Here is a 1011-nt window from a genome sequence, read left to right on the forward strand (position 1 = left end):
TCAGGGCTGTAATAATAGACCGCAGCAGGGGGGCGTTCGCCCCCATGACCTCGTTCATCACGCACATAGGCCCATAGTCTGCCAGTCTTGGTCTTGCCTGCACCTGGGGCAAGCACACTAACGGGCGTATCATCACCGTGAAGCACAGGAGAAGTCATAACCTCCTTGGCCAGAAGATCGATCAGCGGGGTTAGGATCTTCGCCACATGGCCCACGTCATCGGTCAGGCTGGAACGGTCTATATCAATGCCAGAACGGGCATAGATCTCGCTTTGACGATAAAGCGGGAGATGATTGGCATATTTGGCGACGACGACATGGGCTAAGAGATTTGGCCCATGGCGCAAACGTCGCGCCAACAAGCCTGTGGCCGGGGCCTGCATGATGGTGTCGCATACCCGGCATGAGAACTTCGGCCGCACATGGGCGATAACCTTCCAGCTCTCGGGAACATATTCCAGCACTTCAGTGACGTCTTCACCCATTTGGCGCATCTGTTTGCCACATGACGGGCAGCCGCAAGCACCATCAGCGTTATGAGCTAGATCAGGGGCATGCTCCACGCTTTCACGCGGGAGATGCTCTGGTAAGGGACGTCGCGCCGGCTTGCCTTTGGGTTCAGGCCCCTGTTCAGACACTGGGCCTTCGATAGGTGTGACGGGCACTGGCGCGGCTTCAGATTGCCCTTCAGATGTTTCCAGATCATCTAACGCCAACTCAAGCTGGGCGAGCAGTGTCTTATCCTTCTCGGACGTTGACCCGAACGCCAAGCGCTTCATCCGTGCGATCTGAAGCTTCAGTTTTTCGTTGAGGAGACTGGCCCCATTAAGCTCGGCGATCAGCGCCGCATTCTCAGCCAACAACCTGTCGCGCTCGGCCAGGAGTGCGGCCTGCATCGCAGCCTCGTCTCCAGCTGGAACGGGCTGTTGCGTGGGTCGTTTAGATGTTGATTCAGCTGGCTTTTTCACCAGAAGATACTAGCTGATTTGACTGTTTCGGGCCAGCATAATC

Annotated in this window: 1 protein-coding gene; it reads right to left on the bottom strand. The window is 56.6% G+C overall.

The features are described 5' to 3' along the window. Positions 1-896 (bottom strand): IS66 family transposase (gene tnpC, locus B7364_RS17675; protein WP_157893489.1); only part of this gene is annotated, 896 nt, incomplete at its 3' end. Positions 897-1011 lie beyond the last annotated feature (115 nt).

Origin of the sequence: Aquidulcibacter paucihalophilus (assembly GCF_002105465.1) — a bacterium.
GTDB classification, from domain to species: Bacteria; Pseudomonadota; Alphaproteobacteria; order Caulobacterales; family Aquidulcibacteraceae; genus Aquidulcibacter; species Aquidulcibacter paucihalophilus.